A 20,606-nucleotide genomic window follows, 5' to 3' on the forward strand; every position below is an offset into this window, starting at 1 on the left:
AAACAAATGAGCGGTCCCGCTTGAGGCCCAGAACCCAACAGATCCCAGCACCTTTGGGGTGACAAGAAGAAACAATACCCACACCCCACCAACCACCCAAAACCACCCACCACACCCGGGCGTGTCGTACGGGAATGACCGGGGGCGTCTGACGTGCTGCCCGCGCACGGGAGCTCATCGAGACCGGAGCCGCTGCAGCCTGCGACAGCGCACTCTCCCGTGCACAGGAACCGCTTCCCTCGGTCAGGGACGCGAAGAGGGAGCCGCCACCGGTGGTGACCGCTCCCTCTGGAATGGCGACGGGCCGATGCCCCGGCTGCACGCCTAGGCCACAGTGAGACTGGCCAGCGTCTTCTTGCCGCGTCGCAGCACCGCGTGGCGCCCGTGCAGCAGCGGCTGGCCTGCCAGTGCGGCCTCGGGGTCGGTGACCCGTACGTTGTTGACCGAGACCCCTCCCTGAGAGATCGCGCGTCGGGCTTCGCCCAAGCTCTTCACCAGTTCGGTCTCGACCAGTGCCGCAGCGACTGTGGTGTCTGGCGCGACCGTCGCGGCCGGCAGCTCGGCAAGGGCGGCGACCAGGGTGGCTTCGTCGAGCGTCGTGAGATCTCCGTTGCCGAAGAGCGCCGCCGAGGCCTCGATCGCCGCGCGTGTGGCGCTCAGCCCGTGCACGAGTGCAGTGACCTCCAGCGCCAGGCGACGCTGTGCCTCACGTCTGTACGGCTCGTCAGCGACCTTTTGCGCGTACTCCGCGATCTCGTCGCGATTCAGGAATGTGAAGACTTTGAGGCGAGCGATCACGTCTGCGTCATCGGTGTTCAGCCAGAACTGGTAGAACGCGTAGGGGGCCGTGAGATCGGCGTCGATCCAGATGGCGTTGCCCTCGCTCTTGCCGAACTTGGTGCCGTCGGAGTTCGTGATGAGCGGTGTGCCCATCGCATGCGCAGACTGCTTCTCGACGCGCCTGATCAGATCGACGCCGCCGACCAGGTTGCCCCACTGATCCTGACCGCCGCTCTGCAGCGTCACGCCCTCACGCCGGAAAAGCTCGAGAAAGTCATTGGCCTGCAGCACCTGGTAGCTGAACTCGGTGTAGCTGATGCCGGCGTCGGAGTTCAGCCGCTTCGAGACGGCCTCTTTCGAGAGCATCGCGCCCACGCGGAAGTTCTTGCCGATGTCACGCAGAAAGTCGATCGCGCTCAGCTGTGCCGTCCAGTCGAGGTTGTTCACGATGTGCACCGCGTTCTCGCCCTCGTCGCTCAGATACCCCGAGACCTGATGCTGTATGCGTGTGACCCACTCCCCGACCTGCTCTCGGGAGTGCAGCGTGCGCTCAGCGGTCGGCCGGGGATCGCCGATGAGTCCGGTGGCCCCGCCGACCACGGCGTACGGGGTGTTGCCGGCCAGCTGGAGACGACGCATCAGCAGCAGCTGCACCAGGTGCCCCAAGTGCAGGCTCGCCGCAGTGGGGTCGAATCCGCAGTAGTAGCGGATCGGGCCGGCGGCGAGGGATGCCCGCAGGTCGTCGAGATCGGTGCTCACTGAGATGAGTCCGCGCCATTGGAGCTCGTCGACGATGGAGTCGAAGGATTCGTCAATGCGCTGCGGAGCAAGTTCGGTCGGAGTGTCCGTCACGGTTTCAGTCACTTTCTCTCTATGCCTGCGGCTCGGCGACGCCGATGCGACGCAGCGTCTCACCGAGTGTTCGTGGTGCCTCTTCCAGCTGGGCCCGCACGTTCACCACAGCAGTGCCGCCGCGACCGGTGCGGGCGTTCACCGACCCGGCGACGGTCAGCACGTCTCGCACGCCGGGCGTGAGCCGAGCATCCACCGACGCGTACTCGGCGTCAGTCGGCTCGTCGAGCCCGATGCCACGCTGCTCGCAGTAGCCGACCAGCTTGCCCGAGATCTCGTGCGCATCACGGAACGGCACGCCACGCTTGACGAGCCACTCGGCGACGTCGGTCGCCAGAGAGAAGCCCTTGGGCGCGGCCTCGGCCATGCGCTCGGTGTTGAAGCGGGCCGTCGCGACCATACCGGCGTAGGCGGGCAGCAGCACTTCGAGCTGTGTCACCTGGTCGAAGATCGGCTCTTTGTCTTCTTGCAGGTCGCGGTTGTACGCCAACGGCTGGGCTTTCAGCGTCGCCAGCAGGCCGGTCAGGTCGCCGATGAGCCGGCCGCTCTTGCCACGGGCCAGCTCGGCGATATCGGGGTTCTTCTTCTGGGGCATGATCGACGAGCCGGTCGAGTACCCGTCATCGAGAGTCACGAAGTCGAACTCGGCGGTGTTCCAGGTGATGATCTCTTCGGCGAAGCGCGACAGATTGATGCCGATCAGCGTGAGGATGAACGAGAACTCCGCCACCACATCGCGCGAGGCCGTGCCGTCGATCGAGTTCTGCACCGACGAGGTGAACCCCAGGTCTTCGGCGACCGCCTGCGGGTCGAGACCCAGCGTGTTGCCGGCGAGCGCGCCCGAGCCATAGGGCGACACGTCGGCGCGATCGCGCCAGTCGGCGAGTCGGTCGAGGTCGCGCAGCAGCGGCCAGACGTGCGCGAGCAGGTGGTGTCCGAGCAGCACGGGTTGCGCGCTCTGCAGATGCGTGCGGCCGGGCAGCGGGTCGTCGATATGGCGTTCAGCCTGCTCGAGCAGCGCGTCGACGACGTGGGCGACCAGACCGGCGATGGTTCGGGCATGATCTTTCGCGTACATGCGCACGAGGGTCGCGATCTGATCGTTGCGCGAACGACCGGCGCGCAGCTTGCCGCCGAGCTCGCCGCCGGCGATCTCGATCAGGCCGCGTTCGAGTGCCGAGTGCACGTCTTCGTCTTCGGGCTGGGCGGCGAACGCGCCGGATGCCACGCGCCGACCGAGTTCGTCGAGCGCGGCGATCATGTCTCGGTACTCGTCGTCGGTCAGATAGCCTGCCCGGTGCAGAGCCGCCGCGTGTGCGTGCGAGCCTGCCAAGTCGTACGGAGCGAGCACCCAGTCGAACTGTGTCGACCTGCTCAGCTCGGCGAGAGCCGGCGACGGCCCGTCGGTGAAGCGTCCACCCCAGAGAGCTCCGGCTTTTCCTGCGCGTTCAGACATTGTGCTCCTTCATGCCGCGCCTGCGGCCGTGATCATTCTACGCGAGAGGTCTCGTCGAGCCGGTGCACCGCGTCGCGCGCCGAATGCGCAGAACGGGCCGCGGCAGGTGGATGTGCCGCGGCCCGTTCAGGACTCGTCGATCTGGGCAGCCGTGCGGGGCTGCCCTGCTCAGTGCTGCAGCAGCCAGGCCAACAGCGCTTTCTGCGCGTGCAGACGGTTCTCGGCCTCGTCCCAGACCACGCTCCTCGGGCCGTCTATCACCGACGCCGAGACTTCATAGCCGCGATAGGCCGGCAGGCAGTGCAGAAAGACCGCGTCGTCGGCGGCCTGCCCGAAGAGCTCGTCGTTCACCTGGTAGCCGGTGAAGAGTCGTTGGCGTTCGGCTTTCTCAGCCTCCTGCCCCATCGACACCCAGGTGTCGGTGAGCACGACGTCGGCTCCACTGACCGCGGCCTGCGGATCAGTGCCGACCCAGACGGAGCCGCCGGTCTCAGCGGCACGTCGCTCGGCATCCGCAACGACCTTCGGGTCGGGCAGATAGCCCTCGGGCCCAGCCACGCGCACATGCATGCCGGCGGTCGCACCGCCCAGCAGGTACGAATGCGACATGTTGTTCGCCGCATCGCCGACGTAGGTCAGGGTGAGGCCGGAAAGCGCACCCTTGTGCTCGCGAATCGTGAGCAGGTCGGCCAGGATCTGGCATGGGTGAAAGTCGTCTGACAGAGCGTTGACGACCGGAACGCGGCTGTTCGCGGCCATCTCTTCGAGGCCCGACTGCGCGTAGGTGCGCCAGACGATCGCCGCGACCATGCGCTCGAGCACATGTGCGGTGTCGCTGATCGACTCCTTGCCGCCGAGCTGGCTCGATTGCGACTCGACGATCAGGGGCGAACCTCCGAGATCGGCGATGCCGGTGGCGAACGACACGCGGGTGCGCGTCGAAGTCTTGTCGAAGAAGACGGCGACTGTCTGCGGGCCCTCAAGCGGCCGCTGCGAGAATCGATCGGCCTTGAGCGCGGCAGCGAGGTCGAGCACCTCGGCCTGCTCTGCTGGGGTCAGATCGTCGTCTCGAAGAAAATGCCTAGTCATGCGTTGAGCCTCTCTGTCGCCTTGGTCCATCGTTCGCCGAACTCCTGCACCTCTGCCTCGCCGATGATCAGCGGCGGCGCGAGGCGAATGGTCTGCGCGTCAGGTGCGTTGATGATGAGGCCCTCGTCGAGCGCAGCTGCGACCAGGTCGGCCGCGACCGGCTTCTCGAGCTGCACGCCGAGCAGCAGCCCCATGCCGCGCACGCCGGTGACGAGCGGCAGCGTCGGCAGCGCGTCGCGCAGGTGCTGCGACTGATGCTGCACGTTGTCGAGCAGCGCCTCGCCCTCGATCGAGCTGATGACCGTGCGGCCTGCGGTCGTCGCCAGCGGGTTGCCGCCGAAGGTCGAGCCGTGATCGCCGGCATGCAGGATGCCGCTGGCTGCTCCGACGGTGACCGTCGCGCCGATCGGCACGCCACCGCCGAGGCCCTTGGCCAGCGTGAAGACGTCGGGCATGATGCCTGACTGCTGGAAGGCGAACCAGCTGCCAGTGCGGCCCATGCCGGTCTGCACCTCGTCGACGATCAGCAGCGCGTCTGCCTTCGTCGTCAGCTCGCGGGCCTTCTGCAGGTAGCCTTGGGGCAGCGGCAGCACACCCGCCTCGCCCTGTACGGGCTCGACGAAGATCGCCGCCACCGAGTCGTCGATGGTGTCGAGCGCGTCGAGCGTCGCCGGGATGAACTCGACCTCACCGGCAAGCGGTTCGAAGCGTTCGCGCAGCTTGTGCTTCCACGTCACGCTGAGTGCACCGAGGGTACGCCCGTGAAAGGCATGCTCAAGCGCGAGAATGCGGGTGCCTCCGCCCTGGTGCGCGTGGGCGCGGGCGATCTTGAAGGCCGCTTCGTTGGCCTCGGTGCCACTGTTGGCGAAGAACACGCGGCCGTTCTCGGGGCTGCCGGCGACGCGCAGCAGGTCTTCGGCGAGACCGATCTGCGACGGCGAGGTGAAGATGTTCGAGACGTGGATGATGCGAGCGGCCTGCTCGCTGATCGCACGCACGAGTGCGGGGTGGGCGTGGCCGAGCGCCGAGACGGCGATGCCTGCCAGAAAATCGAGGTACCGATTGCCATCGACGTCGTATACCCATGCGCCCCGACCGTGATCGAGCTCGCGTGCGGGGGTGCCGAAGACGGGAAGCAGATGCTCCTGATAGTCAGTGGTCCAGTCTGCCATGTGTGTGATGTGCTCCTGTGCGGTGAATGTGTGCGTTTCGCGATGAGTGGGCGGATGCGGTGGTCGGGGCCGCCGTGAACGACCGGTCAGTCGTGGCGGTCCCGCATCATCGTCGCTCGATGGACGCTTCGCTCGTCTGGGCACCGTCGGCCGCGTCGGGCTCCGGGGTGACGAGCGTTCCGATGCCCGACTGCGTGAAGATCTCGAGCAGGGCCGAGTGCGGACGACGCCCGTCGACCACGTGCGCCTGCGGAACTCCGCCGCGTACGGCGTCGAGGCAGGCGCGCATCTTCGGGATCATGCCGCTCTCAAGGCTCGGCAGCATCTGTTCGAGTTCGTCGGCGGTGATCTGCGAGACCAGGCTGGTGGGGTCTGGCCAGTCGCGGTAGAGCCCGCCGACGTTCGTCAGCAGAACGAGCTTCGCGGCGCCGAGCGCCACGGCGAGGGCAGAGGCAGCTCGATCGGCGTTCACGTTCAGCGGCTGTGCACCGCACTCTCCCTCTGGCGCGATCGACGAGACCACCGGCACACGGCCGGCGTCGAGCTGCGCGCGCACGATCTGCGGCTGCACGCCGACGACCTCGCCGACGAGCCCCAGATCGACGGGCTTGCCATGGTCGTCTCCCGTGATGCGCTCGCCGATGAACAGTCCGGCGTCTTCGCCCGAGATGGCCACGGCGAAAGGACCATGATGATTGATGCGCCCGACCAGGTCACGCGAGATCTGCCCGGTGAGCACCATGCGCACGATCTCCATCGCCTCTGGCGAGGTGTAGCGGTAGCCCACGCGAAACTCGGTGGGAATACCCAGACGTTCCAGCATCCGGGTGATCTGTGGGCCGCCCCCATGCACCACGACGGGCCGGATGCCGACCATGCTCAGATACACGACGTCCTGCGCGAATGCGTCGATCAGCGCCGGGTCGACCATGGCGTTGCCGCCGAACTTCAGCACGAAGGTCTCGCCGTGGAACTTCTGCAGCCACGGCAGCGACTCCATCAGGGTGGCGGTCTTGACCTCGGCGAGAGCGGCGTCTTCGGACAGCGAGAGATGCTCAGTCATGTCAGCTCTCGTATTCGCTGTTGATCTCGACGTACTCATGGGTGAGATCGCTGGTGCGCACCATACCGGTCGCCTCGCCTGACTTCAGGTCGATGAGCACACGCACCGCGCGGGGCGCCAGATCGACGGTGGCCGGGTCTCGGTCGGGCTGACCCGCGTGACAGACGCGCGTGCCGTTGATCGTCACGTCGATGTCGAAGGGGTCGAACGCGGCCCGGGTGGTGCCCACGGCAGCGAGGACGCGCCCCCAGTTCGGGTCGTTGCCCGCGATGGCGGTCTTGAAGAGGTTGCTGCGTCCCACGGCGCGGGCGACCTCGATCGCGTCGTCCTCGTCAGCCGCGTGCTGCACCTCGATGTCGATGGTGTGCGAAGCGCCCTCGGCGTCGTCCTGGATCTTGGCGGCCAACGCGTCGCAGACCTCGGTCAGCCGGGCGACGAACTCCGCGTGCTCCGGCCTGACGCCCGAGGCGCCCGAGCTCAGCAGGGTGACCGTGTCGTTGGTCGACATGCAGCCGTCGACGTCGAGCCGGTTGAAGGTGTGTCGTACGGCTTCGTCAAGCGCCTGCTGCAGCTCGGCGGCCTCGATCTCGGCGTCGGTGGTGACGACGACGAGCATGGTGGCCATGCCCGGGGCGATCATGCCCGACCCTTTGGCGATGCCGCCGATCGACCAGCCGTCGGGGTGCTGCACAGCGACCTCTTTGGCCACAGTGTCAGTGGTGAGGATGGCTTCGGCGGCCAGGCTGCCGCCGTCTGCCGAGAGTTCGGCCGCGGCAGCGGTCACCCCGCCGACCAGCTTCTCGAGCGGCAGCTGATGGCCGATGATGCCGGTCGAGCAGACAACCACGTCGCCGGCCGACACACCGACCTGTTCGGCGACGGCCTCGGCTGTCGCATGAGCCGTCTGGAAGCCCTGATCGCCGGTGTAGCAGTTCGCCCCGCCCGAGTTCAGCACGACGGCGTCAACGCGCCCGTCTGCCGCGGCCTGACGGCTCCAGCGCACTGGATTCGCCTGGCAGCGATTCGTGGTGAACGCTGCAGCTGCATCGAAGCGCGGCCCGCGGTTGACGACGAGCGCCAGGTCGCGGTCTCCGTTCGCCTTGATGCCGGCGGCCACGCCGGCCGCCTCGAAACCTGCTGGTGTGGTGACGGTCACGGAGCGACTCCTTCGATGGGCAGCCCGGCGGCCTCGTCAAGGCCCAGGGCGATGTTTGCAGACTGAATGGCGGCACCTGCGGTGCCCTTCACGAGGTTGTCGAGCGCCGAGACGGCGACGAGCCGGCGAGCGGCTTCGTCGACGGCGATGCCGAGCGAGGCGACATTCGAACCGAGCACGGATGCGGTCGCCGGAAAGCGGCCGGCGGGCAGCAGTTCGATGAAACGTTCGTCTTCGTAGGCAGCCTCGTAGGCGTCACGGAGGTCGTCGAGCGTGGTGCCCGCAGACAGTCGTGCGGTCGAGGTGGCCAGGATGCCACGGGCCATCGGCACGAGCACCGGGGTGAACGAGATGCGAATGTCGCGCGACGAGGTCTCGCCCGGGATGCTGGCGGCCCAGCGCAGATCCTGTTGGATCTCGGGGATGTGCCGGTGCGTGCCTCCGACGGCGTAGGCGCCGGCCGAACCGAGGATCTCGCTGGCGAGCAGATTCGGTTTCAGCGAGCGTCCGGCGCCCGAGGGGCCGACCGCGAGCACGGCGACCAGGTCGTCGGTCTCGACGAGGCCCGCCGCGACGGCCGGGGCCAGCCCGATGCTGACGGCGCTCACATTGCAGCCCGGCGCGGCGATGCGGGTCGCGCCGCGCAGCCATTCGCGCTGACGGCTGCCCTCGCGGGGCAGCTCTGGCAGGCCATAGGCCCAGGCCCCGTGGTAGTCGCCGCCGTAAAAGCGATTCCAGTCGTCTTCATCGATCAGTCGATGATCCGCTCCGGCGTCGACGACGATGACATTCTCGGGCAGCTGGTCGGTGAGCTCGCCGCTCTTGCCGTGCGGCAGAGCGACGAAGACCACATCGTGACCCGCCAGGCTCTCAGCACTGGTGTCATCGAGCACCAGGTCGCCGAGGCGATGCAGGTGCGGATGAATGTCGCCGAGACGCTGCCCGGCGTTCGAATGAGCGGTGACCGTGCGCACCTCGAGCTGCGGGTGCGACGAGAGCAGCCGAAGCAGCTCTCCACCCGCGTACCCGCTGGCTCCGGCGACTGCTACAGAGATCGACATGGCATTCACCTTACGTCAGGCCCGCAGCTGCGCGCCGAAGCGCTCGGCTGCCAGCGCGACCGCGGCATCCTTCGCCTCGGTCGCCTCCGCGGCGGTCAGCGTGCGGTCGGCCGCGCGGAAGCGCAGGGCGAATGTGAGCGACTTTTCGCCATCGCCGACACCGTCTCCGCGATAGTCGTCGACCAGCTGCACATGTTCGAGCAGGTCGCCGGCCCCCTCGGCGACGGAGGCTCGCACCTGCGCCGCGGGCGTGTCGAGCGGCACCACCAGCGAGAGATCCTGAGTGGCAGCCGTCTGCGTGCGCACCGGTGCCGCGTGCACCTGAGCCGGAGCGACGCGCTGCAGCGCGTCGATGTCGATCTCGGCGACGGCGATGCGTCCATGCAGCTTCATCGCGGCGATGTGGTCGGGGTGCAGCTCCCCGGCGAACCCCACGACCAGTTCGCCCTCTGCCGTCGAGACGACGACCTCACCGCCGCGCCCGGGATGCAGACCGACGAGCTCTGCCTGACGCAGCTTGAGGGTGACGCCGAAGACGAGGCCCACCTGCGCCACGAAGGCGCCGGCCTCCTGCCAGTCGACGGGCAGCGCCTTGATGCCGGGCTGATGCGCGATGCTGTTGCCGGTGATCACAGCAGCGATGTGTCGCGGCTGCGCCGGCAGACTCTCATAGAGCGCCTGCAGTGTGGCCGCATCGGGACGAGCCGTGCCGATCGGCAGCTGCTGCGAGCCGGTCTGCTGCCCCGTCTCAGGGCGAAAGACCAGCTCCTGCTCCACGATCGCCAGGTCGGTGAGGCCGCGGCTGATGTTGCGCCGCGCGACGTCGAGCAGACCGGGCAGCACGAGCCGGCGCAGAAGCCCCTCTTTGGCGTCGAGCGGGTTCGCCAAGGTGACCGACGGCAGCTGCGCCGACTCGAACAGTGCGTTCTGCGCTGCCGAGACGAAGGGGTAGCTGAAGACCTCGGTGTAACCGGCGCCGGCGAGATGCCGGGCCAGGCGACGGCGCGCCTGCTGCACGGCGGTGTAGCCGTGGCCGGGAGGGGCCACCGGCAGACGCACCGGAATGCGCTCGTAGCCGGCGATGCGGGCTACCTCTTCGACCAGGTCGACCTGTTCGGTGATGTCGGGGCGCCAAGTGGGGGCCGTGACATCGAGCACATCGCCGTTGTCGACGACCTGGGCACCGATCTGACGCAGAATCGAGACCACTTCGTCACGGGTGACGTCGATGCCGGTCAGGGCGGCCGCCGCATCGACCGGCAGCTGCACGGTCGTTCTGGGCAGTTCGGGCAGGTAGGCCGAACCGAGCTCGGAGGCAGTTCCGCCGGCGAGCTCGATGAGCAGGTCGACGACGCGCTGCGCCGCCGCCGGCGCGATGACCGGATCGACTCCGCGCTCGTAGCGCTTCGACGCCTCACTGGGCAGTTTGTGCCGGCGGGCGGTGCGAGCGATCGAGACCGGCTCGAACGCTGCGGCCTCGACGAGCACGCGTTTCGTCGTCTCGCTCACCTCGGTGGCGGCGCCGCCCATCACGCCGGCCAGGCCGACGACATGAGCGTGATCGGCGATGACCAGGTCTTCGGGGTCGAGGGTGCGCTCTTTCTCATCGAGCGTGGTCAGCTTCTCGCCGGTCTGCGCGCGCCGCACGATGAGTCCGCCATCCAGCCGGTCGAGGTCGTAGCCGTGGATGGGCTGCCCGGTCTCGAGCATGACGTAGTTCGTGATGTCGACGACGACCGAGATCGACCGAATGCCGGCCAGCGTCAGCCGTTCCAGCATCCACGGAGGCGTCGGGGCGCCGGCATCGACGCCGTCGACGACGCGCGTGACGAAGCTGCGCACGCCGGCCGCGCCGCGGATCGGCTGTCGGTCGTCGATCTCGGCCGAGAAGCCGGAGGCGAGCGCGGGCGCGCCCACCCGATCGATCGGGTCGACGAAGGCCGCACCGGTCGCATGGCCGTACTCGCGAGCCACACCGCGAATCGAGAAGGCGTAGCCGCGATCGGGCGTCACGTTGATCTCGACCGCCCGGTCGTCCAGGCCCAGCAGCGGAATCGCCGGCGTGCCGACCTCGGGATCGAGCCCCAGATCGGCGAGCACGATGATTCCGTTGTGGTCTTCACCCAGACCGAGCTCACGCGCGCTGGCCATCATGCCGTCAGAGACGTGCCCATAGGTCTTGCGCGCCGCGATGCGGAAGTCGCCGGGAAGCACGCTGCCGGGCAGCGTCACGACGACTTTGTCGCCGACCGTGAAGTTGTGGGCGCCACAGACGATGCCGCGCACCGCCTCGCCGCCGTCGGCCGCCTGCTCGCCTTCGGGGGCCACGCGCACGCTGCACCAGTTGATGGTCTTGCCGTTGGTCTGCGGCTCGGGCGTCGCCTCGAGCACCTGACCGACGACCAGCGGGCCACTGACCTCGAACGCGTGCACGTCTTCTTCTTCGAGCCCGACTTTGACCAGCGCGGCCAGCACCGCATCCGGCTCGGAACTCTGCAGCTCGACGAACTCGCCGAGCCAGCTCAATGGAACCCGCATCAGATAATCACCCCGAACTGCTCGCTGAAACGCACATCGCCCTCGACCATGTCGCGCATGTCATTCACATCGTTGCGGAACTGCAGCGTGCGTTCGACTCCCATGCCGAACGCGAAGCCGGAGTACTCGTCGGGGTCGATGCCCGCCGCACGCAGCACGTTGGGGTGCACCATGCCGCAGCCGCCCCACTCGACCCACTGCGGGCCGCCTTTGGCTCCCGGATACCAGACGTCGAGCTCGGCGCTGGGCTCGGTGAAGGGAAAGTAGCTGGGACGCAGGCGAATGCGCGCATCGTCGCCGAACATGATGCGCGCCATGTGCTCGAGTGTGCCGCGCAGGTCGGCCATCGTCAGCCCGCGGTCGACCGCGAGCCCCTCGAACTGGTGGAACACCGGGGTGTGCGTCGAGTCGAGCTCATCTGTGCGGTACACCTGACCAGGCGCCAGAATGTAGACGGGCAGGTCGCGCGACAGCAGCGACCGCACCTGCACCGGCGAGGTGTGGGTGCGCATCAGCAGATGCCGGTCGACCGGTTCGACGAAGAAGGTGTCCTGCATTGCGCGGGCCGGATGGTCGGCGTCGAAGTTCAGCGCATCGAAGTTGAACCACTCGTTCTCGATCTCGGGGCCCTCGGCGATCTCCCACCCCATGCCGACGAACACGTCGCTGACCTCTTCGACGAGCAGGTTGAGCGGGTGGCGGGCGCCGGTGCGGTGGATGCTGGCTGCGGCCGTGACATCGACGGCCTCGGCTGCGAGCCGCTCGGCCTTCTCCGCAGCCGCGAGCGAGCTCTCACGCGCGGCGAAGGCCTTGTTGACCCGACCGCGCGCCTGGCCGACGAGTTTGCCGGCCTGAGCCTTCTGTTCTTTCGGCAGGCTGCCGATCGACCGGTTGAGCGTGGCCAGCCGAGAACCGTCGCCGCTGTGCGCGGCACGAACCTGCTTCAGCTCATCGGTCGTCGCCGCAGCCTCGATCGCTTGCAGAGCATCGTCGACAAGACCGTCGACGATCTCGCCCGTGATGGGAGTGTGATCAGACATGATTCCGTTCCGTGACGTTCCTCGCGAGGCGGCTGCCACATGGTGCAGCCGCGATCGAAGTGGAGGGTGCGCCTGCGCGCACCTCTCCATTCTAGCGACGTCTGCGTGTCACACCCGGAATACCCTCGACGATGCTCACGCCGGTCAGGCGTGCATGCGAAACGCAGACTGATAAAGACAGACGCTGGCGGCGATGGCCAGATTCAGTGACTCTGCCCGACCGTAGATCGGCAGGCGCACTGCCTGGTCGGCGAGGGCCAGCTCGGCCTCGTCGAGACCGTGCGCCTCATTGCCGAAGAGCCATGCCGTCGGCTGAGCCAGCAGCTCTGCCGTGGCAGTGTCAGAAGAGAGTTCGTCGCCGCTGATATCGGCGGCGAGCGTCTGCAGGCCGCTCTCGTGCGCCAGTCGCACGGCGTCTTCCAGGCTGACACCGACTGCCACGGGCAGGTGGAAGAGCGACCCCGTCGTCGAACGGACCACTTTCGGGTTGTACACGTCGACGCTGCCATCGGTGAAGATCACTCCGTCGGCGCCCACTGCGTCAGCAACGCGCAGCACGGTGCCGGCGTTTCCGGGGTCTGAGACATGATGCATGATCACGAGGAGCCTGGGGTCCGCAGCGAACAGGTCTTCGGCACGCACGGGAAACTGCCGGGCCACCGCCACGACGCCTTGTGGATGCACTGTGTCGCTCATCGCTTTGAGCACGCGCTCGGTGACGGTCTCGACCGGCACACCGGCGGCGCGAGCGGCGTCGAGCAGGTCGCCGAGACGTTCGACCGCGTTTTCGGCCGCGTAGACCTGCTCGACCGCCTGAGACCGCCATTGCACAGCCTCGGCCACAGACTGTGGCCCGTCAAGCAGAAAACGCCCGGTCTTCGACCGGGCGTCTCTGCGTGCCAGTGCGGCAGCGAATCTCACGCGCTCATTGTGAACGCTGGTGAGCATGTTCAGGCCTGAGGCGCATTCACATCAGCGGGCAGAGCCTGCTTGGCGGTCTCGACCAGGCTGCTGAACGTCTTGGCGTCGGTGACGGCCAGTTCGGCGAGCAGGCGACGGTCGACCTCGACACCGGCCAGGTTCAGCCCCTGGATCAGACGGTTGTAGGTGATGCCGTTCGCACGGGCTGCAGCGTTGATGCGCTGGATCCAGAGGCGGCGGAACTGCCCCTTCTTCGCACGACGATCACGGAAGGCGTAGGTGTACGAATGAGTGACCTGCTCCTTCGCCTTGCGGTAGAGGCGCGACCGCTGACCGCGGTAGCCCTCTGCCTTCTCGAGGATCTCGCGACGCTTCTTCTTGGCGTTGACGGAACGCTTGACTCTTGCCATTTCAGTACTCTCTCTTCGGTCCGGTTCGCTCTTACTTGCCCAGCAGTCGCTTGACCTGCTTGGTGTCAGCGGCCGAGACCGGGACATCCGCGCTCAGGCGACGGGTGCGACGTGACGACTTGTGCTCGAGCAGGTGGCGCTTGTTCGCCTGCTCGCGGTACAGCTTGCCGCTGCCGGTGGTGCGAAAACGCTTCTTGGCACCGGAATGTGTCTTCTGCTTTGGCATCTTCTTCTTCTCTTTCGTATCTGCCGACCGGTGGATCGGTCAGTTGGTCTTCTCTGCCTCGGCCTCTGCCTCAGCCTCGGCTTCGGCGGCCTTCGCCTCGCGCTTCGCGGCGCGCTCGGCCTCGGCCTTGATCTCAGCCTTGGTGCGGATCGGCGCCAGCACCATGGTCATGTTGCGGCCGTCCTGCAGTGGCTTGAACTCGATGGTCGCGTATTCTTTGAGCTCTTCGGCGAGCTTCATGAGCAGTTTGTAGCCGAACTCGGGGCGGGACTGCTCACGACCACGGAACATGATCATGACCTTGACTTTGTCGCCGCTCTTGAGAAAGCGGAGCACGTGACCCTTCTTGGTCTCGTAGTCGTGGCTGTCGATCTTGAGACGGAAGCGAATCTCTTTGAGCTGAGCGTTCGTCTGGTTGCGACGGGCCTCACGGGCTTTCTGAGCGGCTTCGTACTTGAACTTGCCGTAGTCCATGAGCTTCGCCACCGGCGGCTTCGAATGCGGGGCGACCTCGACGAGGTCGAGGTCTGCCTCACGTGCCAAATGCAGTGCCTTGGCTACAGAGACGACACCGATCTGCTCTCCCTTGGGGCCGACCAGGCGGACTTCGGGAACTCGGATACGGTCATTGATGCGCGGCTCGCTAATCGGCTGCTCCTTACTCGTGCACGGCATGGTGAACGTCAGAGAAGCAGCAAGGCGCAGGCGCGTCTTGAGCACTTTAGACCCGGCAGTCTGTATTGAGGTCGACTACAGTAGGTGGGAGTGTGAACTCCTCTTCAGCTCAGCGCTGGGCATCATCGAGATGCACAGCAGAAGTCATACTACCAGAAACAGGCGCGTTCCTGCGAGCACCTGCGCCACTCCCACGATGTGGAGTTCCGAGAAGACGAGAGAAAGAGCGACGATGACCGAGCGAAGCATCCACGAGGGCGACATTCTCGGCGAGCGTTCCAGCAGTCTGCGCCGAGACGACGCCGTCGCGGCGCGCGAGATGAACGACACCGAGCGAGAGGCGCTCGACGATCTCACCCGTGACATCGGCGACGTGCCTGCGGTCGAGATCATCTCGACGGCGGCGGTGCATCTGATGAGCGCCGCAGCGGTCAAGATCGGGCTGGCTCAGGATCCCGAGCAGGAACGCGACCTCGACGAGGCGCGAAAGCTCGTCGAGGCACTGGCGGGGCTGGTCGTCGCGTCGGCTCCCGCTCTCGGCAATCTGCATGCACGCAGCCTGCGCGACGGGCTGCGCACCCTGCAGCTCGCCTTCCGCGAGGCATCGCTGGTTCCCGATGCCCGCGGCGAGGGCCCGGGCGAGAAGCTCACGGGCCCGGTGAACTAGCGCACCAGAACGCCCTCCGTACAAGACGGGTCGTGCGTGCTCGGGCTCACCGACCCGGGGTTCAGTACTGAGTGCGCACGAACCGCACGCCGATCGAGTCGACCTGCCCCATGATGGTCTCATCGGCACGCCACTGCGCAGAGAGCCAGTCAGACATCTCTTTCAGCGCCGCGGCGTCCAGACCGTCGATGATCTCGAGCTGCACCAGAATCTCCGGCCCGCGCAGCTGTGAGGTCGGATCCCCTGGAAGGAGCACCAGAGACTTGATGCTGGGCAGTTCGCCGGCCGGACGCATGAATGCCTCCAGCACACGCGGGTCGTCGATCGCAGGGGTCCAGGCACGACCCGTCGCCAATGCCTCCAGCGCCGGCCAGCGCACGACGAACTCGCTCTCGGCACCGGGGTCGACCACGACGCGCGGCGTGTGCTCCCCGGCTGCCGCCAACGCGACCCGCGGAGCCTCGGCCGGCACGGGTCGGGCCTCGGGGTTCCATCGCTGCATGGCGTCCACCGCAGTGAACACCGGCAGCGCACGCTGACCGTCAGGAGTCGCCACGGTGACGGTCGCGAGCTCGGCCGACTTGTCGACCGGCAACCCGTTCGCGCCCACACCCGAGGATTCGAGCTCGGCGACCAGCGGGATCAGCAGTCTGGTCTCGTGCAGCACTGCGATGACCTCGCTGATGCTGATCTCGGCGAGCCGGAACCGGCGCACCGCCTCGAGCCAGGCCGTCGGCGAGCTGCCGTCATCGGCCGCGAAGCGGTTGCGTTCGAATCGACGCCCGGCCCATGGCGTGCCGGCCGAATCGGCAGGCAGCCCGGCTGCGCAGTTGTCGCTCATCAGCGCCCTCAGTCGCGCGCGATGTCGAGCGCCTCGGCCAGGGTGAAACGGCCGGCATAGAGGGCCTTGCCGATGATCGCCCCCTCGAGACCGGCAGGAATCAGGCCGCGCAGTGCGGCGACGTCGTCCAGAGAGGAGACGCCGCCTGAGGCCACGACCGGCTTGTCGGTGCGAGCGAGCACCTCGCTCAGCAGCTCGAGGTTCGGGCCTTTCAGCGTGCCGTCCTTCGATACGTCAGTGACGACGTACCGCGCGCAGCCGGCCTCTTCCAGACGTTCCAAGACCTCGAAGAGATCGCCGCCCTCTTTCGTCCACCCGCGAGCGGCCAGCGTGGTACCGCGCACATCGAGACCGACGGCGATCGCTTCGCCGTACTCGCCGATCACCTTGGCGGCCCATTCGGGGTTCTCCAGTGCGGCCGTGCCAAGGTTCACGCGCTTGACTCCGGTGCTCAGCGCCTGTTCGAGCGAGCGGTCGTCGCGGATGCCGCCCGAGAGCTCGATGTTGACATGCCCGGCCTGCTTGATCACGCGTCGAATCGCTTTGCGGTTCTCGCCGCGTCCGAAGGCCGCATCGAGGTCGACCAGATGGATCCAGTCGGCCCCCTGTCGCACCCAGTCGAGCGCGGCATCCGTCGGGTCGCCGTACGACTTCTCGGTGCCTGCCTCGCCTTGGGTGAGGCGCACGGCCTTTCCGTCGGCGATGTCGACAGCAGGCAGGAGCACCAGTTCAGGGCGCTGGGCCAGATCTTCCTCACTCATGTGTCTCTCCCTCATTCCTCGTGGTCACGGGGTGCCCGAGTGACCTGATGTCTCATTCGCGGCGTCTCAGTGTGCGGTGTTCGGCAGGGTGCCGAGCCAGTTGCGCAGCAGTCTGATGCCGGCGCGGCCCGACTTCTCGGGGTGGAACTGCGTCGCGCACAGGGCGCCGTTCTCGACCGCGGCCAAGAAGGGTTCTCCGTAGGCTGCCGTGGTCACGACCGGCTGCGGAAACGGCGGGTCGGTCTGCAGCGTCCAGCGTTTCGCCGCAAAAGTGTGCACGAAGTAGAAGCGCTCGTTCTCGATGCCCGCGAAGAGACGGCTGTCTTCGCCGGGCTGAACGGTATTCCACCCCATATGCGGCAGCACAGGTGCCTGCAGCCTGGTGACGGTGCCGGGCCACTGTGCAAGACCGTCGTGCTCGGTCTCACCTTCGACTCCCCCGTCGAACATGACCTGCATGCCCACGCAGATGCCGAGCACTGGACGCCCTCCGGCGAGGCGCCGCTCGATCATCTGCGGAGCGCCGACGTCATTGAGCTGATCCATGACCGCACCGAACGCGCCGACGCCGGGCACGAGCAGCCCGTCGGCGGCGAGCACCGCGCTCTTGTCTCGGGTCAGCCGCACAACGGCCCCGGCCTGGGTCAGCGCCTTCGCTGCAGAATGCACGTTGCCGCTGCCGTAGTCGAGAACCGCGACTGTGGGTCGTGCGCTCACAGCGCTCCCTTCGTAGACGGCACCCCGGTCACGCGCGGGTCGAGCGACACTGCGGCTCGCAGTGCACGAGCGACCGCCTTGAACTCGGTCTCGGCGATGTGATGCGGGTCGCGGCCGGCCAGCACACGCAGGTGGATGGTGATTCCCGCGTGGAAGGCGAACGACTCTACGGCGTGACCGACGAGAGAACCGGTGAAGTGACCGCCGATCAGGTGCATCGTGAATGCCTCAGACTCGCCGGTGTGCACGAAGTACGGACGCCCCGAGATGTCGACGACGGCCTGTGCCAGAGCCTCGTCGAGCGGCACCGTGGCGTCGCCGTAGCGCGTGATGCCCCGTTTGTCGCCCAACGCCTGCTTCACTGCCTCGCCCAAGACGATGGCGGTGTCTTCGACGGTGTGATGCACATCGATGTCGATGTCGCCGGTCGCCTCGATATCGAGGTCGATGAGCGAGTGTCGGCTCAGTGCCGTGAGCATGTGATTGTAGAAGGGAACCCCGGTCTCGATGTGCGACGTGCCGGTGCCGTCGAGATCGACAGTCACGCGGACTGACGATTCAGAGGTCTCTCTGCGCACGGTCGCTCGACGCGATGATTCAGGCATCTCTCTCCCTTGTCAACTGCCCTCGTCCAGGGCGATCAGCCGCCCGGAGGCAATACGATCACCTAGTCTAACCGGCGGTGACCGGCGTGGCGATTCGTTCGAAGGCGGCAAGGAACGCGCTGGTCTCGCTCTCGGTTCCGGCGGTGACGCGCAGCGTGTGCGGAATACCGTTGTCGCGAACGATGATGCCCTCGGCGAGCAGACGCGTGAAGGTGTCTTTCGGGTCTGCCACGCCACCGATCAGCACGAAGTTCGACGCAGAGGGATAGGGCGTGAAGCCGAGCTCGGCAACTCGCCGTTCGATGCGGTCTCGCTGCGCGCGGATGCGATCGACATTGGCGAGCATCGCCGGCGCGTGACGCAGTGCGGCTTCGGCCGCGGCCTGAGTGAGCGCAGAGAGATGGTAGGGCAGCCGCACCAGCCGAAGTGCGTCGACGAACGCCGGATCTGCGGCGAGATAGCCGACCCGTGCACCCGCATAGGCGAACGCCTTGCTCATGGTGCGCGAGATAGCCAGACGTGGGCGCCCGGGCAGCAGTGTGAGTGCACTCGCAGCGTCGGCACCGCTGAACTCCTGGTAGGCCTCGTCGACGACCACGATGCCCTCAGTCGCGGCATATGCCGCTTCGATCACCTCGAGCGAGGCACCGGTGCCGGTGGGATTGTTCGGCCGGCAGATGAAGACGAGATCTGGGCGGTGTTCGCGAATCGCTGCCGCAACGGCGTCTGGGTCCAGGACGAAGTCAGGCTGCCGGTTGATCGGCAGCCACTTCGTCTGTGTGCCAGCAGCCAGCAGCGGATACATCGAGTAGGTCGGCACGAAGCTCAGCAGCGAGCGGCCAGGCCCGCCGAAAGCCTGCAGCACCTGCTGCAGCACCTCGTTCGAGCCATTCGCCGCCCAGATCTGCTCTGGCGTGAGATCGTGGCCGAGGTACTCGGCCAGGGCTTCGCGCAATGCGGTGAACTCGCGATCGGGATATCTGTTCAGACCGGTGACCACGGCTGCGACGCTGTGCTGAATGTCGCGAACGGCCTCTTCTGGCAGACCGAAGGTGTTCTCATTCACGTTGAGTTCGATGGGCACGTGCAGCTGCGGTGCGCCATACGGCTGTTGTCCGACGAGTTCTGCACGAAGAGGAAGATCATCAAGAGTGGTCACGCCCGCCAGTCTACGCGTGTGATCACGGGAAGCAGACGACCGAACCGGACGGCGTCGTCGTGGCCCTGGTCTCTGTGGTGTGCTCGGTTGGTGGTTCAAGCGTCGAGCAGATGCGCGGGAATGATCAGCTCTTCGCCGGGATGCACCATGCCGTCGCTGAGGTGATTCGCCCGGCGGATCTCGGCGACGGCGTCTCGCACATCGTGACGCGGAGCCGAAAGCTGTGCGATGCCCCAGAGCGTGTCACCCGGCTGGACCTGCACCTTGGTGATCTCGATCGGCCCGTCATCTCCGGCGAAGGCCTGGGTGCCGAACGAGATGGCGGCAGTGATCACAGCAGCCAGCAGCAGCGCCAGCGCGACTGCACGCACCTGGCGACCACGGCGCGTGAGCCGCGTGCGCGTCTTGACGGTCGGGGCCGGTGAGAGGGTCTTCGTCGCATCCATGAGGGATCCTTTCGAACGTGTCTTTCGAATATATCTTCGAACTGGCGTTTCGGCAAGCCGTTCTCGCCACGCCTGTTCGAAGACATCTTTGGTCAGATGCGCGGTGTTCGGATAAAGTTTCGAATGAGCATCACCTGAGTCAGTGCACCACGACCCACCGACATCACCCGCAGAAGGACTGAGAGATGACCACGAGACCACGCACGTCGACGACGTCAGGCCGCGGTGACCGCTCACGGCTCAGCGCGAAGCAGCAGAGCATCCTCGCGTTCATCACCGAGTCGATCGGCGACCGCGGATACCCGCCGAGCATGCGCGAGATCGGCGATGCAGTCGGCCTCTCGTCACTCTCGTCCGTGACCCATCAGCTCAACCAGCTCGAACTGGCCGGCTGCATCCGACGCGACCCGAAACGGCCGCGCGCGCTCGAAGTCCTGGTGGAGCAGGATGCTGCCGCAGTCATCGAGCCGCCGTCGACTCCGGCGCAGCAGGCACTGTCAGTCGTCTCCGAAGAGACCGCCATGGTGCCGTTGGTCGGCCAGATCGCCGCGGGCTCTCCCATCCTCGCCGATCAGCACATCGACGACGTCTTTCCCCTGCCTCGTCAGCTGGTCGGTCAGGGTGAGCTGTTCCTGCTCAAAGTCCGCGGAGACTCCATGATCGACGCCGCGATCTGCGACGGTGACTGGGTGGTGGTTCGGCAGCAGCAAGATGCGGTCGCAGGTGACATCGTCGCCGCACTGCTCGACGAAGAGGCCACGGTCAAGACGTTCCGTCAGCGCGACGGGCACACCTGGCTGCTCCCCCAGAACACGCAGTACGAGCCGATCCTGGGTGACCACGCGGTCATCCTCGGCAAAGTCGTCGCCGTGCTGCGCTCCGTCTGAGCCCAGCCCTGAGACGTCAGTCGCCCCTGTCGCAGCGCCGCATCTGGCCCCATACACTGCACCACGCCCACGCGTCGAACCGGC

21 protein-coding genes are annotated in these 20,606 nt (G+C 66.8%); 2 read left to right on the top strand and 19 right to left on the bottom strand.

Translation table 11 applies throughout. From position 1 onward, the window contains the following. Positions 1-324 precede the first annotated feature (324 nt). The 13 genes from tyrS to infC all read right to left on the bottom strand — a co-directional run bounded on the left by tyrS (position 325) and on the right by infC (position 14,439). Positions 325-1,644 carry a tyrosine--tRNA ligase gene (tyrS, locus tag LRX77_RS09545; protein WP_231832678.1) on the bottom strand — a complete coding sequence of 440 codons (1,320 nt, stop codon included), beginning with the start codon at positions 1,642-1,644 and terminating at the stop codon, positions 325-327. 7 nt (positions 1,645-1,651) lie between these two features. Beyond that, complete coding sequence (gene argH, locus LRX77_RS09550) at positions 1,652-3,088, bottom strand: argininosuccinate lyase (protein WP_231832679.1); 1,437 nt, start codon at positions 3,086-3,088, stop codon at positions 1,652-1,654. A gap of 168 nt (positions 3,089-3,256) precedes the next feature. Beyond that, positions 3,257-4,177, bottom strand: coding sequence for an ornithine carbamoyltransferase (argF, locus tag LRX77_RS09555; protein WP_231832680.1), 921 nt, complete (start codon positions 4,175-4,177; stop codon positions 3,257-3,259). Then, on the bottom strand, positions 4,174-5,349 hold the full coding sequence (locus LRX77_RS09560) for an acetylornithine transaminase (RefSeq protein WP_231832681.1): 1,176 nt from the start codon (positions 5,347-5,349) through the stop codon (positions 4,174-4,176). The genes argF and LRX77_RS09560 overlap by 4 nt, the downstream gene beginning before the upstream one ends. A gap of 106 nt (positions 5,350-5,455) precedes the next feature. Further along, positions 5,456-6,412: an acetylglutamate kinase gene (argB, locus tag LRX77_RS09565; RefSeq protein ID WP_231832682.1), complete on the bottom strand. Its 957-nt coding sequence runs from the start codon at positions 6,410-6,412 to the stop codon at positions 5,456-5,458. 1 nt (position 6,413) lies between these two features. After that, positions 6,414-7,568, bottom strand: coding sequence for a bifunctional glutamate N-acetyltransferase/amino-acid acetyltransferase ArgJ (gene argJ / locus LRX77_RS09570; protein ID WP_231832683.1), 1,155 nt, complete (start codon positions 7,566-7,568; stop codon positions 6,414-6,416). Further along, positions 7,565-8,629, bottom strand: a complete 1,065-nt coding sequence (gene argC / locus LRX77_RS09575) for an N-acetyl-gamma-glutamyl-phosphate reductase (RefSeq protein WP_231832684.1) — start codon at positions 8,627-8,629, stop codon at positions 7,565-7,567. Before argC ends, argJ begins: the two co-directional genes overlap by 4 nt. Before the next feature lie 15 nt (positions 8,630-8,644). Then, a complete protein-coding gene (pheT, locus tag LRX77_RS09580) occupies positions 8,645-11,167 on the bottom strand; it encodes a phenylalanine--tRNA ligase subunit beta (RefSeq protein WP_231832685.1) in 2,523 nt (840 codons plus the stop codon). After that, positions 11,167-12,207, bottom strand: coding sequence for a phenylalanine--tRNA ligase subunit alpha (pheS, locus tag LRX77_RS09585; RefSeq protein ID WP_231832686.1), 1,041 nt, complete (start codon positions 12,205-12,207; stop codon positions 11,167-11,169). Before pheS ends, pheT begins: the two co-directional genes overlap by 1 nt. 144 nt (positions 12,208-12,351) lie before the next feature. Continuing rightward, entirely contained in the window at positions 12,352-13,155 is an 804-nt protein-coding gene (locus tag LRX77_RS09590) for a TrmH family RNA methyltransferase (RefSeq protein WP_231832687.1), read from the bottom strand. A gap of 2 nt (positions 13,156-13,157) precedes the next feature. Next, positions 13,158-13,538, bottom strand: coding sequence for a 50S ribosomal protein L20 (rplT, locus tag LRX77_RS09595; protein ID WP_158037505.1), 381 nt, complete (start codon positions 13,536-13,538; stop codon positions 13,158-13,160). Between the two features lie 31 nt (positions 13,539-13,569). Beyond that, positions 13,570-13,764, bottom strand: coding sequence for a 50S ribosomal protein L35 (gene rpmI / locus LRX77_RS09600; protein ID WP_158031884.1), 195 nt, complete (start codon positions 13,762-13,764; stop codon positions 13,570-13,572). 39 nt (positions 13,765-13,803) lie between these two features. Next, the gene (gene infC / locus LRX77_RS09605; RefSeq protein ID WP_231832781.1) at positions 13,804-14,439 is read right to left on the bottom strand and encodes a translation initiation factor IF-3; all 636 of its coding nucleotides are present in this window, start codon (positions 14,437-14,439) and stop codon (positions 13,804-13,806) included. A 319-nt stretch (positions 14,440-14,758) separates the two neighbouring features. On the opposite strand from infC, the gene LRX77_RS09610 reads away from it, so the two are divergent. Continuing rightward, the gene (locus LRX77_RS09610; RefSeq protein ID WP_231832782.1) at positions 14,759-15,106 is read left to right on the top strand and encodes a DUF1844 domain-containing protein; all 348 of its coding nucleotides are present in this window, start codon (positions 14,759-14,761) and stop codon (positions 15,104-15,106) included. Between the two features lie 61 nt (positions 15,107-15,167). Here the strand turns inward: LRX77_RS09610 and LRX77_RS09615 are convergent, their stop codons facing one another. The 6 genes from LRX77_RS09615 to LRX77_RS09640 form a co-directional block, all read right to left on the bottom strand. After that, positions 15,168-15,947 (bottom strand): SseB family protein, encoded by a 780-nt coding sequence (locus LRX77_RS09615; RefSeq protein ID WP_231832688.1) that lies wholly within the window; start codon positions 15,945-15,947, stop codon positions 15,168-15,170. An 8-nt stretch (positions 15,948-15,955) separates the two neighbouring features. Next, a complete protein-coding gene (gene priA, locus LRX77_RS09620) occupies positions 15,956-16,708 on the bottom strand; it encodes a bifunctional 1-(5-phosphoribosyl)-5-((5-phosphoribosylamino)methylideneamino)imidazole-4-carboxamide isomerase/phosphoribosylanthranilate isomerase PriA (RefSeq protein ID WP_231832689.1) in 753 nt (250 codons plus the stop codon). Positions 16,709-16,774: 66 nt separating this feature from the next. Next, positions 16,775-17,425, bottom strand: a complete 651-nt coding sequence (gene hisH / locus LRX77_RS09625; RefSeq protein WP_231832690.1) for an imidazole glycerol phosphate synthase subunit HisH — start codon at positions 17,423-17,425, stop codon at positions 16,775-16,777. Next, positions 17,422-18,030, bottom strand: coding sequence for an imidazoleglycerol-phosphate dehydratase HisB (hisB, locus tag LRX77_RS09630; RefSeq protein ID WP_158037497.1), 609 nt, complete (start codon positions 18,028-18,030; stop codon positions 17,422-17,424). The genes hisH and hisB overlap by 4 nt, the downstream gene beginning before the upstream one ends. Before the next feature lie 67 nt (positions 18,031-18,097). Continuing rightward, complete coding sequence (locus tag LRX77_RS09635) at positions 18,098-19,189, bottom strand: histidinol-phosphate transaminase (protein WP_231832691.1); 1,092 nt, start codon at positions 19,187-19,189, stop codon at positions 18,098-18,100. Between the two features lie 95 nt (positions 19,190-19,284). Further along, positions 19,285-19,635, bottom strand: a complete 351-nt coding sequence (locus LRX77_RS09640; protein WP_231832692.1) for a LysM peptidoglycan-binding domain-containing protein — start codon at positions 19,633-19,635, stop codon at positions 19,285-19,287. 185 nt (positions 19,636-19,820) lie between these two features. Between LRX77_RS09640 and lexA the strand changes: the two genes are divergently transcribed. Then, positions 19,821-20,522 (top strand): transcriptional repressor LexA, encoded by a 702-nt coding sequence (gene lexA / locus LRX77_RS09645; protein ID WP_231832693.1) that lies wholly within the window; start codon positions 19,821-19,823, stop codon positions 20,520-20,522. Positions 20,523-20,606: the final 84 nt, after the last annotated feature.

Origin of the sequence: Pseudoclavibacter sp. 13-3 (genome assembly GCF_021168475.1) — a bacterium.
GTDB lineage: Bacteria > Actinomycetota > Actinomycetes > Actinomycetales > Microbacteriaceae > Pseudoclavibacter_A.